We start from the raw sequence: 13,827 nt of genomic DNA, 5'->3' as shown, positions 1-13,827 counted from the left end.
GTGCAAACAGACGCGCGGACCGCGGCCAGCGTGAAATTGCGAAGTGCGGTTGCGAGTGCCGGGATGAGAAGATCGGGAACAAAGCAGGCTTCGGTTACTCGATTGAATTGCGGCGCCGCTCGATGCGCGTGCGGCGCTTGCGCGGTCATAGTGTGCAAATATGGTCGTAACGGCAATGTTTCGCGTGGCTGCGACTTTAGCGCAAATCAGCCGATGGCGTCGCGCAGCGCCCACGGGCGCGCGGTTTGCGAGGCAATTTGACGCAGGCTGCTGAAAGCCGGCTGAAGCCGGATTGTTCTCATTTTGAACGCAATCGCCGCCGGGGCTCGCCTGCGGCACTAGGCTGGGCTTGTGCCGAGCCTTACTTTCTCGAAAAATTGATGGATGCGCGGTAAGATGCGCACACTTTTCCGGCCGCACAAGGCTGAAAGGCAAAACTAACCGATGCAAGCACTTCCGGCTGTTCTGTCTCCAAGCGAGACGGCATTTTTCTTCGATTTCGACGGCACGCTCGTCGAACTCGCTCCCACGCCGGACGGCGTGATGGTGCAACCTCGCGTGATCGATTTGCTGAGCGAGCTGCGCAGCTTGACGAACGGTGCGGTCGCGGTTGTCTCGGGCCGCGGTATCGACAGCATCGACAGTTTTCTCAACATGCCCGATCTGCCGATCGCCGGCCTGCACGGCGCCGAACGGCGCGACGCGAACGGCGACACGCAGCGCATCGGCTTCCATGACGAGCGGCTGCTGCGCATGGAGCAGGTGCTCGCGCAGGTGGTCAACGAGAACGCCGGCATGCTTCTCGAGATCAAGGGCGCGGCCGTGGCGCTGCATTACCGCAATGCGCCGGACCGCGAGCCGGTGGCGCGCGAGGCGACCGAGCGGCTGGTGGCCGATTATGCCGGCTCCTATGTGCTGCAGCCCGGCAAGATGGTCTACGAAATCAAACCTAAAGATGTCGACAAGGGCCGCGCGTTGCGCGCGTTCCTCGACGAGCCGCCGTTCGTCGGCCGCAAGGCGGTTTTTGCCGGCGACGATCTGACCGACGAGAAAGGCTTCGCCGTCGTCAACGAGCGCGGCGGCGTGTCGATCAAGGTCGGTCCGGGCGAGACGCTGGCGCATACGCGTGTCGACTCGGTTTCGGGTCTGCTCGACTGGCTGGCATCGATCGTCGCGGCGGCGCGCGCCGCATGATGGCCGCGCCGCATCATCCAAAGCAAACAAAGCACTGCATCGGGAATCGCGCTACATGAGCCGACTGATCATCGTATCGAACCGGGTTGCGCCGATCTCGGAGGGCGGCCCGGCGGCGGGTGGTCTGGCGGTCGGCGTGTACGACGCGCTGAAGGAAACCGGCGGCATGTGGTTCGGCTGGAGCGGCGACGTGCTCAGCTCGGGCCAGCCGCAGATCAAGGTCGAGGAGCGCGGCCCGGTGACCTTCGCAACCATCGCGCTGATGCGCCGCGACTACGATCAGTACTATCGTGGCTTCTCGAACGCCACGCTGTGGCCCGCGTTCCACTACCGCGCCGATCTGGTGCAGTACGACCGGCACGACTTCGAGGGCTACCGCCGCGTCAATGCGTGGCTCGCGCAACAGCTCGTGCCGTTGCTGCGTGAAGACGATGTCATCTGGGTCCACGACTACCATCTGATTCCGTTCGCGCAGGCACTGCGCGCCGCGGGCGTGAAGAACCGCATCGGCTTTTTCCTGCATATTCCGTTTCCGGCTTCGCAGGTGTTGCTGGCGGTGCCGCCGCATCGCGAACTCGTCGAAGCGCTGTGTTCGTTCGATCTGCTCGGTTTCCAGACAGCGCCGGATCTGCGCGCGTTCTGCGACTACATCGTCAACGAGGCGAACGGCTCGGTGGACGCATCGGCGAAAGGCCCGCTGACGATCCACGCGTTCGGCCGCACGCTGCGCGCGGCGGCGTATCCGATCGGCGTCTATCCGGACGAGATCGCCGAACTCGCGAAAGCGGGCGAGCGCGGCAAACCGGTGCGCACTATGAAGGCGACGCTGCATTCGCGCAAACTGATCATGAGCGTGGACCGGCTCGATTATTCGAAGGGACTGGTCGAGCGTTTTCGCGCCTTCGAGCGGCTGCTCGAACACGCGACCGCGCAACGCAACAAGGTGTCCTTCCTGCAGATCGCGCCGCCAACGCGCGCCGACATGCACGCGTACCAGGACATCCGTTTGCAGCTGGAAGGGGAGTCGGGGCGCATCAACGGGCGCTTCGCCGAACTGGACTGGACGCCGATTCTCTACATCCACAAGCAGTACGAGCGCTCGGTGCTGGCGGCGCTGTTCCGCACCGCGCACGTCGGCTATGTGACGCCGTTGCGCGATGGCATGAACCTCGTCGCCAAGGAATATGTGTCGGCGCAGGATCCGGACAATCCCGGCGTGCTCGTGCTATCGCGCTTCGCCGGCGCCGCGCAGGAGCTGGACGGCGCGCTGATCGTCAATCCGGTCGATATCGACGGCATGGCCGAGGCGCTCGCACGGGCGCTCGACATGCCGCTCGCGGAGCGTCAGGCGCGTCATCGCGACATGATGGTGCAGTTGCGCGAGAACAATGTTTCGGTGTGGCGCGATAACTTCATGCGCGATTTGCAGGGCGTCGCTGGTGCAAAGAGCACCCGAAGCGGGAAGGCGCGCGCGGTGTCGGGGAAAAAGGCGGCGCGCGAGACTCAGGCGGGGTAGGCCGAGGTCGGCGCTTCCGATTGCAACGCGCGTAAAAGAAAAGCCGCTCTCGAGCGGCTTTTCTTATGGCGATGACGGCTCGCGGCTCGAAGCATGCCGCGCTCGCAGGCTTAAACCACGTGCTGTTCGTCGACCTTCTTGCCGCCGATGTGCAGCGTGTGGCCTTTGCCATACTGCTTCGTGAGCAGGTCGCGATAGAGGCCCGGACGTTGGCGCAGTTCTTCCGGACTGCCGTCGTCGATGACCTTGCCGGCGCTCATCACGATGATCCGGTCGAAGTTGTTCAGCGTCGACAGACGGTGCGCGATCGCGATCACGGTGCGGCCGACCATCAGCCGGTCGAGCGCTTTCTGGATCGCTTCTTCCGACGCGCTGTCGAGCGCCGAGGTGGCTTCGTCGAGCAGCAGGATCGGCGCGTTCTTGAGGATCGCGCGAGCAATCGCGATCCGCTGACGCTGGCCGCCCGACAGCTTCACGCCGCGGTCGCCCACGATCGTGTCGTAGCCTTCCGGCATCGCCTCGATGAAGTCCGCGCAACGCGCCTCGCGCGCGGCCGCGAGCACTTCCTCACGGCTCGCCTCCGGGCGCCCGTAGGCGATGTTCTCGTACACCGTGCGGTGGAACAGCGAGATATCCTGCGGCACCAGCGCGATTGCATGGCGCAGGCTGTCCTGCGTGATCGTGGCGATGTCCTGGCCGTCGATCTTGATCGCGCCGCCCTGCGTTTCGTAGAAACGCTGCAACAGCGCCAGAACAGTGGACTTGCCCGCGCCTGACTTGCCGATCAGACCGACGCGCTGGCCGGGTTCGATATGCAGATCGAAGTGGTCGAGGATCGGACGGCGGCGCGGATAGGCGAACGTCACGCCTTCGAAATCGACGCGGCCGCCTTGCGGAACGAGTTCGGTCGCGCCGTCGCGGTCCGGCATGCCGTGCGGCTCGAGCAGCGTGCGTACAGCCTCAGCGAGACGCGCCACATGCTGCGTGACGTCGACGAGCGCCACGGCCAGATCGCGCGTGCCGTGCAAGATCGTGAAGCCGAGCGAGCTGACGAGCACGATGTCGCCCGAGGTCGCCTTGCCTTGATCCCACAGCCACAGCGCCCACCCCAGCAAGCCCGCCGACAGCAGCGCGGTGATCACCGCATGCAGCAGGCGCAGCTTTTCCAGATACAGCAAGCTCTGCTGGCGCGCGTCCATCTCGGCCTTGACCGTTGCGCCGAAGCGCTGCTGCTCGCGAAACGTCATGCCGAAAGCACGCACGAGGCCCATGTTGCTGATCACGTCGACCAACTCGCCGTCCACCGACGCCGCCTTGGTGGCGAAATGGTGATGGCGCGCGGAGCCGCGCCCGGCCAGCTTGTACAGCACGACCGACAGAATTGCCGAGCACAGCATCAGACCGCAGGCCATCAGCGGATTCACCGCGATGATCATGACGATCGCGCCGAGCACCGCGATACACGGCGGCAGCACATTCCACGCGGTGGTGTTCTCGGCCGTGTAGACCGCGTTCGATGTCGCCGTGATCCGGCTTGCGAGCATGCCCGGCTGCTTTTCGGAGTAGTAAGTGGGCGAGTGCCCGCTCAGATACTGGAACAGGTCGCGCCGCAGGTCGCCGGTCACGGCGACGAACGTATGCGCGGCGACCCAGCCGCCGACCCGCCACAGCAGGTTGTCGGCGGCGATCAGGCCGACCAGGATGGCGAATGCGCCCCACAGCGGGCCGGGATGGTGCCGGCCTTCGCCAAGCACGTCGATCAAATGTTTGATCGCGTACTGCGAAGCGAGCGCACAGCCCACGGCCGCGAACACGCTGCACAGGACGATCGCATGCGCGAGCGGATGGCGGCGGATGAAGCGGAAGAGGAACGCAAGCGGCCGGTGCGCATAGCTCGCGAGCTTTGCGTTCTCGGCATTACGCTGGGCGATGGTTAAATGTTCCAATTGATCGTGAGGTTGGTGTGTGTCGGGTTGTGCATGCAAAGCGTGGGCCACATGGAAAAGGTTCGCCGCGAAGCCGATGCTTCGCATTGTAAACATGCAAAAGCGATTGCGCCCTGTGTATCCGGGCCTTGGCGCGATTGATTTCGCGATAGACGTCCGCGACCCACCGCTACTCGACCCGTCTATGGGGTCAGGGTTCGCGCGGGTCGCGAAAAATTTCGGGATATAATTACAAATTGCATTCAACCGCGGTGCGGCATTTCTTCAACGCTTGCCGGCAAAGTTGACGCAAGAGCTTACAGGACCACCTCGGCGGTCCGTGCCGCAAGCCAGTTGCCACTGTAGAACTGTCTTAGAAAACAAGGGTTTGCAAAGTGTTTCGCGTTTGTAACAACGTAAAGACTTTGAAATGTTGTGGTGCAGCGTGAATCCCGGCATCGATAATGCATGCTCTGTAGGCCCACCGAATTTTCTGACAGTTTGTCAACGTAGGTGTCATGTGTGCGTTTACCGGCACATGCGCAGACACTGACCACGGGTCTGGGCTCACTACCCAAGCGATCCATCGCAGGATTTCTCGAAAGAATCAGGCCCGCGCCGGCAAGTCCGGCCAGACTGCCCTGGCGAGCAAGCGAGTCGCTTTTACCAAACGCAGTACCTTTGCCTGATTTTTTACGAGGAGTTCTTCATATGCGAATCGCTCAAATCGCTCCGTTGCACGAGGCGGTTCCTCCCAAGCTGTATGGCGGTACGGAACGCGTGGTGTCCTATCTGACCGAAGCTCTGGTCGAGCAAGGCCACGACGTCACGCTCTTCGCGAGCGGCGATTCGGTAACCTCGGCAAAGCTCGAAGCTTTCTGGCCGCAGGCGTTGCGCCTCGACCCGACGATCCGCGACGTGATGGCGCCGCACATGCTGCTGCTCGAAGAAGTGCGCCGCCGCGCCGACGAATTCGACGTGCTGCATTTCCACATCGACTACTACCCGTTCTCGCTGTTTGCCCGTCAGCCGGTGCCGTTCCTGACCACGCTGCACGGCCGTCTCGATCTGCCGGAACTGCAGCCGATCTTCAATACGTTCAGCGACGTGCCGGTGGTGTCGATTTCGGACAACCAGCGCATTCCGCTGCAGCAGGCAAACTGGCTGCAAACCGTCTATCACGGCCTGCCGGAAAACGTGCTCACGCCGATCCCCAACGTCGAACCGGGCTACCTCGCTTTCCTCGGCCGCGTCTCGCCGGAGAAGGGCCTCGACCGCGCGATCCGCATTGCCGGCCAAGCCGGCATGAAGCTCAAGGTCGCCGCCAAGATCGACAAGGCCGACCGCGCCTATTACGAAGAAGTGATCAAGCCGCTGATGGCGCTCCCGCACGTCGAGTACATCGGCGAAATCGGCGAAACCGAAAAGCGTGAGTTCCTCGGCAACGCGCATGCACTGGTGTTCCCGATCGACTGGCCGGAGCCCTTCGGTCTGGTCATGATCGAAGCGATGGCGTGCGGTACGCCGGCGATCGCGTTCAACCGCGGTTCGGTGCCGGAAGTGATCGAAAACGGCGTGTCGGGCTTCGTCGTCGAAGACGAAATCAGCGCGGTTGCCGCAGTCAAGCGTCTACACACGCTGTCGCGCGCCGGTGTGCGCAAGGCGTTCGAGTCGCGCTTCTCGTCGAAGGTCATGGCGAAGAACTACGTCGCGACTTACGAGGAACTGCTGCGTCAGAAGCACCGCACGGTGCTGCGCGAAGTCAACGCCAGCTAATGCGCGACAGATAAGAAAGTCGCACTGGCTCAAGGAACGCGTCAGGCGCTCCGAAGGCCGTCAGCAACGCCCCGTGAGGCACTTGCCCACGGGGCGTTGTTGCAGGCGCGCCGCGTTTTTCCCAATCAACCGACGAAAGTGCGGGTTTCGGGCCGCTAAGAATGAGCCACGCTCCGTAATATCCCTATAATGGCCCTGCCGCAAATTTGGCTGCGGCGCCGCCGACGACAGGAGGATGCCTTGGCGAGAACGAAAGAGACGCGTGCGAACGCGGCGCCCGGCGCCGGAACGATTTTCGCGTTGCGCGCCATCGGTCTCGTGATCCTCGCTCGCTGGCTTTTTTCGATGGCGGACCTGGATGCTGGCGCGTCGCTGCTGGCCATGCTGTCCTCGCCGTGGGCATGCATCAACCTCGTCTTTCTGTTCCTGCTGATCTTCCTGCCGGGCGCGCGCGCCGTGGCCGAGCGTCCGTTTCATCCGCTGCCGCAATGGCTGCGGCAGGCGCTGCGTCTGTTCGCTTTTCTCGGGTTCCTGTTTGCGGTCTGGTCGGTCGGCGCGTTTGCCGCGAGCGCCGGCTGGCGCCGTGCCGCCAATGCGGTGGCGGCCTCCAACGGCTGGTTGCTGGCGGCGCCCGCGCTGTATGCCGCCGTGCTGTGGATCTGCCGGCCGCGCGCGCTGTGGCGAACCAATATCGCCGCGCGCCGTTTCGCGATCGGCCGCTATGCAGTCGCGCTCGATCCGGCCACTCGGACGGTGATCGTGTGGGCGGAGCGCCGCAAGGTGGGGCAGTACGACGCGCGCGAATTGTCCGTGCGCTGGGCGGCGGGGCAGGAGGCACGAACCACGCCGACGCCGACCCCCACTCGCGCTGTCGCGTTTGGCGGCGTGGGCGAGCCGGGTGGGTCCGGCGCGTCGCTGGGGGCGGCGGCTGCGCCGTCGCTGGCGCACGGCGCCTTCGGCCGCCGCCCGAAGATCGAGTTACTGTGGGATTCGCCGGCCGCCGCGGGGCACAACCGGCAAACCGTATTCCGCACCGCGCTGACGACCGAAGGCGACCGGGTCGCCGCCCGCGCGCTTGACACATCCTTGCGGCAGGTCTGAATCTGCCGGTTTGTGCAGTCGGCCACACCCCTTGCCGAAGCAGGCGTTGTAGATTGAGCCGTAGTCGATAATGAAGTCATGGCGCCCGGCGCTTCAGCGCGGGCGCGTGAGACATACAACGATCGTATTGCGTCCTTTGCAGGAGTCGCCATGCTGGTTCGCTGGTTGCTTGCCGCCCTCCATCTGCTTGCTTATGGCTTCGCGCTCGCATCGATTCTGCGGCGCACATGGGCGCTGCGCCGCGCCACCGTACCCGCCGCGCTGCGCTCGCTCTTCCGCGCGGATTCACGCTGGGGCATTTCAGCACTGGTGCTGCTCGTCACCGGGTTGATGCGCGTTTTCGGCGGTTACGAAAAGGGCGCCGACTACTATCTCCACGAGCCGCTCTTCCACATCAAGATGACGCTGCTCGTCATCATTCTCATTCTTGAAGTCCCGTCGATGCTCGCGTTGATGCGATGGCGCGCGGCGGTCAGGAAAGGCGTCGCGCCGGATTTGCGCAAGGCGCGCTCTTATGCCCGCTACAGTGTGATCCAGACGATCTTGCTGGTGCTGATGGTGTTTGCCGCGACGGGCATGGCGCGCGGAGTGGGATTATCGGCGGGCGTGGTGTAACGCGGCGTGTGGATGCTTGCGTAGCCGGCGCGAGCAGAGCAGCGCTTACGCGTGCGCTCTTGCGCGTGCGAAAAAAGTGCGGCAGATCGACAGTGCGAAGCGTCGCCGCCTACCGGCGCGGCGATTTCCAGATCACGCGAGCGTGCCTGACTAGCGCTCACTCGCGCCCATAAAAAACGGGCGGTGGAACGTCATCCAAAAGCGCCGCCATATCTGCGCTTGCCAGTCGACGTCCCACACGCCCAGTTCAATTTACTTCCCAACCAGCAGGCTGGAATCGTCCGTCCTGTTCGCGTTCGGCTGCTCGGTCCGAGTCGTGAATTCCGGCTCGCCCAGACCCTTGATCAGCTCCAGCGCCTGACGCTCGAACAACCGCCGGTATAGGCCGTTCTCGAGTCTGATCAGCGCGTCGTGGCTGCCTTCCTCGATCACTTTGCCCTTGTCCAGCACCAGCAGCCGATCCAGCGCGCGCACAGTGGAAAGGCGGTGCGCCACCACAAGCGTGGTGCGGCCCATCATCAGCCGCTCCATGGCCTGCTGGATCAGCACCTCGCTCTCGCTGTCGAGGCTCGACGTCGCTTCGTCCAGAATCAGGATCGGCGCGTCGGCGAGGAACGCCCGCGCGATCGCGACGCGCTGACGTTCGCCGCCCGAGAGCTTGACACCGCGTTCACCGACCAGCGTGTCATAGCCGTTGGGCAGCGCTGCGATGAAGCCGTGCGCGCTCGCGAGCTTCGCGGCCCGCTCGATCTCGGCACGGCTCGCGCCGGGCCGAGCATAAGCGATGTTCTCGGCGAGCGAGCGGTGAAACAGCACCGGTTCCTGCTGAACGATCGCTATCTGGCTGCGCAGCGATGCCTGCCGCACTTGGGCGATGTCCTGACCGTCGATCGTGATCCTGCCTTCCGAAATGTCATAGAGCCGCTGGATCAGCTTGATGAACGTAGTCTTCCCGGAACCCGAATGCCCGACCAATCCGACGCGCTCGCCCGGCGCTATGCGCACGGAGAAGTTGTCGTAAAGCGGCCGGCCGTTCGTTCCGTAGTGGAAGGTGACGTGCTCGAAACGGATCTCGCCTTTGCCGATCGTGATCGGACCCGCGCCGGGGCGGTCCTCGATACCGAGCGGCTGGCTTTCCTGCGACACCAGTTCCTCCATGTCGTTGACCGAGCGTTGCAGGTTACGGATGTGCATGCCCACGTCGCGCAGATAGCCCTGCAGCATGAAGAACATAGTCAGCGCAAACGTAATGTCGCCGACGCTCGCTTCGCCGCGCGCCCACAACAGCAGCGCCGCGCCGAGAATCGCGGCCTGGATCGCCACCAGCATGCCGCCCTGGACGCCGCCGTTAATCGTACCGCGCATCCAGGTGCGGCGCGTGCGGTGCCGCCACTTGCCGATCACGCGCGCGAGCAGCGCTTCTTCGCGCTCTTCCGCGCCGAACGCCTTGACCACGCCGTTGCAACTGACCGCGTCGGCGAGCGCGCCGCCCATGCGCGTGTCCCACGCATTCGCGAGACGCGCGGCCGGCGCGACGAAGCCGAGCGACATGGCCACCGTCACCGCGATGTAGAGCACCGAGCCGATGCCGACGACCGCGCCCATCATCGGCCAGCGCCAGCCGAGCAGAACGGTTGCGCCGACCAGCATGACGAGCGACGGCAACAGCGCAATGAGCAGCGTGTCGTTGAGCAGGTCGAGCGCCCACATGCCGCGCGTGATCTTGCGCACTGTGGAGCCGGCGAAGCTGTTGGCGTGCCAATCCGTCGAAAAGCGTTGCACGCGATGAAACGCGTTGGCCGCGATCTCGCTCATCATCTTGAGCGTGAGCCGGATGATGTTGAAGTACACGCCTTGACGCAGCAAAGTGGCGCCGAGACCGAGCGCGCCCAGCACGCAGAAGGCCGTAATCGCGGCATGCCAGGCGACGGCGTTGCTCGCCGCGCCGGACGCGATGGCGTCGACGAGACGTCCGGCGAACATCGGCGTGAGTACATCGGCCAGTGCCGAGAGCAGCACCAGCGCCGTGATGACGACGATGCGCCAGGGCTGCTGCGCCCAGTGATGGAAGGTGAAGCCGAGGACGTCCTTGAAGGCTTGTCCGCGAAAGTCGAGTTTTTTTCTGGTCATTTGTCACGCCCTCGTGGCGCATGAGCACAGCGAGGTTCCAGTCAGAAGCGAAAGGACGAGACAGTCAAAACGCGCCGGAATGCGTAGGCGATTGAACTGCGGACTGTCTGGGAATTGCGCGGAGTGCCTTTTCAGGCGACACCACGTGAACGGCGATTCGGCGACTTAATCGGACAGATTAAGATCGCGAAAACGCTCGCGAGACCATGCCGGGGACGGCGATACGCATTGCAAACATGTGGCGCCTCCCTATGGTCGAATGAGGTGGAGAAATGGAGCGGGCGAATGCCCGAGTGCCAACTATATCAGCAGTATCAGGCGTCCGCAAACGTACGAAGATCCGGAGTTGACGATCAGTCCGAACGTTGAGCGCCGGAATCTGCCTGGCATTCCGTACGGTTTTTCACCGGCCGATCTATGAATCAAACCACGAAATGAAAAAGGGCTCACGCATTTCTACGTGAGCCCTTTAGTCTTCGGTGATCGACACACCAAAATTCTGGTGGGTAGTACTGGGATCGAACCAGTGACCCCTGCCGTGTGAAGGCAGTGCTCTACCGCTGAGCTAACCACCCGAAGAGAGCCGAATTATGTCAGGGTTTTTCGGCCTCGTCCAGTACTTTTTAAGCGGTTTGCTCATCCGCAGCCGGCGCCGGTTCAAGGCGCCACACGCTCGTGCCCTTGATCGCCTTGTCGAGACCGTCGAGTACCGCCTGGTGCGCGGCGAGCTCGTCGTCGCTGGCGCTGATCACGACCAGATCGAGCGAACTGATCGCGACGCGTGGCGCATGCGCGTCGCCGCCAACGTGCGACTCGCCGAGCATGTCGATGACGAGGCTTTCCTGGCCGCGCGTCATCGCCAGATAGACTTCGGCGAGTAGTTCCGAGTCGAGCAGGGCGCCGTGCAAGGTTCGGTGCGCGTTGCTGATGCCGAAGCGGTCGCACAGTGCGTCGAGCGAATTGCGCTTGCCGGGGAACATCTGCTTGGCGCGCGCCAGCGTGTCGATGATTTCGCCGCAGTAGGTTTTCACCGGCGGCAAACCCAGCAACGCGAACTCGGCATCGAGAAAACCGATATCGAACGGTGCGTTGTGGATGATCAGTTCCGCGTCCTGGATGAAGTCGCGAAACTGATCGGCGATCTCGGCGAACTTCGGCTTGTCGCTCAGGAACTCGGTGGTCAGTCCGTGCACAGCCAGCGCGCCCGGATCGCTCTCGCGCTCCGGGTTGATATAGAAGTGCAGATTGTTGCCCGTCAGTCGGCGGTTCACCATTTCGACGCAACCGAGTTCAAGAATCCGGTCGCCGGTGCGGGCATTCAGGCCGGTAGTTTCGGTATCGAGGATGAGTTGACGCATGTCGGATTAGCTTGCTTCGAGATATTTGCAGAAAAAAGAGTGCGCACGCAGTGGACCGCGCGCGCCGTCGCAGCAGGCGTTACATCTGCGCGAGTGATGCGACGCCGCGATTGGCCAACTGATCGGCGCGCTCGTTTTCCGGGTGGCCGTTGTGCCCGCGCACCCAGCGCCACTCGATTTCGTGTTGCGCGACGAGCGCGTCGAGCCGTTTCCACAAGTCGGCGTTCTTGACCGGCTGCTTGGCGGCGGTGATCCAGCCTTTCTTCTTCCAGCCGTGGATCCATTCGCTGATGCCTTTCTGCACATACTGCGAGTCGGTGTGCACGACCGCTTTGCAAGGACGTTTCAGCGCTTCGAGCGCGGCGATCACGCCCATCAACTCCATGCGGTTGTTGGTGGTGTTGGCTTCGCCGCCGAACAGTTCTTTTTCCTGGTCGCCGAAGCGCAGCAATGCGCCCCAGCCGCCGGGGCCGGGGTTGCCTTTGCAGGCGCCGTCGGTATAAATATCGATGAGATCGGAAGTCATTGAGTGTGGTTGCGTGTATTCGGTGTGGCGGCGGGCGCGAGGCCCGCGGCGAGGACGGGTTTCTTCACTTTCAGCGGGCCGACGAGACGCATGCCGCGCACGCGCTTGATCGCCTTGATCATGTAGGTGGCGCCGAAAATCGGCCACCAGCGGTCGCCGGCGGCTTCCATGAAACCGTAGCGGGCGAGCCATTGTTCGCTGCCAAGCGGCGGACGATAGCAGCCGAAGCGCCCGCGTTCAAGGTCGAAGCCCAGCAGCTTGATCCAGTCTTTCAGGCGCGTGAAGGCGATCAGGTCGACGGCGGCCGGCACGAACGGCCGGCCGGTCATCTTGCCGACCGATTGCCGCGCCCCCCACAGCGAGAGCGAATTGAAGCCGAGAATGATCAGTTGCCCTTCGGGCATCAGCACGCGCTCGGCTTCGCGCAACAGACGGTGCGGGTCGCTCGTGAATTCCAGCGTGTGCGGCATGACGATCAGATCGACGCTTTGCGCTTCGAACGGCAGATCCAGCAGGTCGCACCAGACGGCACTGCGCCCGGCCGGCGCCGGCAGGCCCACGAGGCCGCCCTGTGCGGTGCTGTTGTTCAAACCGTTGCGATTGCCATTGGCCGCACGGCCCGCGCCGCGCGGATACGCATACGGCGCGCTCGCTCCGCTCGCGGCGTCGAGCACGAGCCCGCGGCACGGCATGCGGTTCTCGCGCAAGGCGTCGAGTTGCGGCAAGCCGAGTTGCAGCGCATGGTAACCGAACACGTCCGACACCACGCGGTCGAGCTGGGTTTGCTCCCACTCGAGTACGTATCGGCCAGGTGGCGAGTCGGTCCAGGCGGGCCAGTCTATAATCGCTCGGTCAGTCATATCAAAGAATGCGTCGCCTATGAATGCGCTCGAGTACGTACCGGTCCCGGCGTTTGATGACAATTACATCTGGGTCGTTTCCGACGGACACCATGCGGCGGTCGTCGATCCGGGTGAGGCCGCCCCCGTAAAAGCCTATCTGGCGAAACGGGGTTGGCGGCTGAGCGCTATTTTACTCACGCACCATCATCAAGACCACGTCGGCGGGGTGGCCGATCTGCTGAATGGCCAGGCCGTACCGGTCTACGGCCCCGCTGGTGAAGCAATCGAGCATCTCACACACCGTCTGAAAAATGGCGATCATGTGTCGATTGCGGCGCCGGCGCTCGAATTGAGCGTGCTCGACGTACCGGGTCATACGAGTGGCCACATCGCCTATTTCCAGGCGGCCGACCCGCAAGGCACGCCGCACGTGTTTTGCGGCGACACGCTGTTCGCCTGCGGATGCGGCCGGCTGTTCGAAGGCACGCCGAAGCAGATGCTCGCCTCGCTGGATTCGCTGGCCGCGCTGCCCGGCGCGACCGAGGTTCACTGCGCGCACGAGTACACGCTGTCGAATATCCGCTTTGCGCTCGCCTGCGAGCCGGGCAACGCCGAACTGCAAGCCTGGCGGGACAAAGCGAGCGAACTGCGCGCGCGCGACGTGCCCACGTTGCCCACCACGATCGCCCATGAGCGCGCAGTGAATCCGTTTTTACGCGCCGGCGATCCAGCGGTGCAGGCGAGCTTGCGGGAGCAGTTGCACGAGGCAGTGCCGGATCGATTGACGGCCTTTACCTTGATGCGCGAATGGAAGAACCGCTTCCGTTGACCCGACCCCGGGCAG

General features: G+C 63.6%; 11 protein-coding genes and 1 tRNA gene. 6 read left to right on the top strand and 6 right to left on the bottom strand.

The window, feature by feature from the left end:
• The first annotated feature begins 444 nt into the window (after positions 1-444).
• Together otsB and otsA are read left to right on the top strand one after the other, a co-directional pair.
• Entirely contained in the window at positions 445-1,194 is a 750-nt protein-coding gene (otsB, locus tag B0G75_RS21265; protein ID WP_106309816.1) for a trehalose-phosphatase, read from the top strand.
• A gap of 55 nt (positions 1,195-1,249) precedes the next feature.
• A complete protein-coding gene (gene otsA / locus B0G75_RS21260; protein WP_106309813.1) occupies positions 1,250-2,710 on the top strand; it encodes an alpha,alpha-trehalose-phosphate synthase (UDP-forming) in 1,461 nt (486 codons plus the stop codon).
• 110 nt (positions 2,711-2,820) lie between these two features.
• Here the strand turns inward: otsA and B0G75_RS21255 are convergent, their stop codons facing one another.
• Positions 2,821-4,656, bottom strand: coding sequence for an ABC transporter ATP-binding protein (locus tag B0G75_RS21255; RefSeq protein WP_106310089.1), 1,836 nt, complete (start codon positions 4,654-4,656; stop codon positions 2,821-2,823).
• A gap of 690 nt (positions 4,657-5,346) precedes the next feature.
• On the opposite strand from B0G75_RS21255, the gene B0G75_RS21250 reads away from it, so the two are divergent.
• The 3 genes from B0G75_RS21250 to B0G75_RS21240 all read left to right on the top strand — a co-directional run bounded on the left by B0G75_RS21250 (position 5,347) and on the right by B0G75_RS21240 (position 8,127).
• A complete protein-coding gene (locus B0G75_RS21250) occupies positions 5,347-6,411 on the top strand; it encodes a glycosyltransferase family 4 protein (RefSeq protein WP_106309810.1) in 1,065 nt (354 codons plus the stop codon).
• A gap of 240 nt (positions 6,412-6,651) precedes the next feature.
• Positions 6,652-7,512, top strand: a complete 861-nt coding sequence (locus B0G75_RS21245) for a hypothetical protein (protein WP_106310084.1) — start codon at positions 6,652-6,654, stop codon at positions 7,510-7,512.
• Between the two features lie 150 nt (positions 7,513-7,662).
• Positions 7,663-8,127 carry a DUF2214 family protein gene (locus B0G75_RS21240; protein ID WP_106309807.1) on the top strand — a complete coding sequence of 155 codons (465 nt, stop codon included), beginning with the start codon at positions 7,663-7,665 and terminating at the stop codon, positions 8,125-8,127.
• 252 nt (positions 8,128-8,379) lie between these two features.
• Here the strand turns inward: B0G75_RS21240 and B0G75_RS21235 are convergent, their stop codons facing one another.
• The 5 genes from B0G75_RS21235 to B0G75_RS21215 form a co-directional block, all read right to left on the bottom strand.
• Positions 8,380-10,257: an ABC transporter ATP-binding protein gene (locus B0G75_RS21235; protein ID WP_106309804.1), complete on the bottom strand. Its 1,878-nt coding sequence runs from the start codon at positions 10,255-10,257 to the stop codon at positions 8,380-8,382.
• A gap of 500 nt (positions 10,258-10,757) precedes the next feature.
• Positions 10,758-10,832: transfer RNA gene (locus tag B0G75_RS21230), tRNA-Val, on the bottom strand.
• Positions 10,833-10,880: 48 nt separating this feature from the next.
• Complete coding sequence (gene dnaQ, locus B0G75_RS21225; protein ID WP_106309801.1) at positions 10,881-11,615, bottom strand: DNA polymerase III subunit epsilon; 735 nt, start codon at positions 11,613-11,615, stop codon at positions 10,881-10,883.
• 79 nt (positions 11,616-11,694) lie between these two features.
• Entirely contained in the window at positions 11,695-12,141 is a 447-nt protein-coding gene (rnhA, locus tag B0G75_RS21220) for a ribonuclease HI (RefSeq protein WP_106283734.1), read from the bottom strand.
• Positions 12,138-13,001 (bottom strand): class I SAM-dependent methyltransferase, encoded by an 864-nt coding sequence (locus tag B0G75_RS21215; protein ID WP_106309798.1) that lies wholly within the window; start codon positions 12,999-13,001, stop codon positions 12,138-12,140. Before B0G75_RS21215 ends, rnhA begins: the two co-directional genes overlap by 4 nt.
• A gap of 19 nt (positions 13,002-13,020) precedes the next feature.
• Between B0G75_RS21215 and gloB the strand changes: the two genes are divergently transcribed.
• Positions 13,021-13,812: a hydroxyacylglutathione hydrolase gene (gene gloB / locus B0G75_RS21210; protein WP_106309796.1), complete on the top strand. Its 792-nt coding sequence runs from the start codon at positions 13,021-13,023 to the stop codon at positions 13,810-13,812.
• Positions 13,813-13,827 lie beyond the last annotated feature (15 nt).

Origin of the sequence: Paraburkholderia sp. BL18I3N2, assembly GCF_003001875.1 — a bacterium.
Classification (GTDB): Bacteria; Pseudomonadota; Gammaproteobacteria; order Burkholderiales; family Burkholderiaceae; genus Paraburkholderia; species Paraburkholderia phytofirmans.
This window is presented reverse-complemented; position numbering and strand designations above follow the sequence as displayed.